Source organism: Serratia sp. CoH_134_PS_4 (assembly GCF_058190535.1).
On record NZ_JBXWKI010000052.1, the window covers coordinates 1 to 317 of the forward strand.

Annotated in this window: 1 protein-coding gene; it reads left to right on the forward strand. The window is 64.7% G+C overall.

Features of this window, described 5'->3' with window-relative positions; genetic code table 11:
- Positions 1–317 (forward strand): transketolase-like TK C-terminal-containing protein (locus AC2FCQ_RS24685; protein ID WP_490309175.1); only part of this gene is annotated, 317 nt, incomplete at both ends.

A 317-nucleotide genomic window follows, 5' to 3' on the forward strand; every position in this document is an offset into this window, starting at 1 on the left:
ACCCAGCAGCCACGTACCGCGGAGCAACTGGCCAACGTATACCGCGGCGGCTATGTGCTGAAGGACTGCGCCGGTACCCCGGACGTCATCCTGATTGCCACCGGTTCGGAAGTGGGCATCACCGTAGACGCGGCAGACCAGCTGACCGCAGCGGGCCGTAAGGTGCGCGTGGTATCCATGCCGTCCACCGACGCGTTCGACAAGCAGGACGCGGCGTACCGTGAATCCGTGCTGCCGGCCGCAGTGACTGCGCGCGTGGCGGTAGAAGCGGGTATTGCGGATTACTGGTACAAGTACGTGGGCCTGAACGGCGCTAT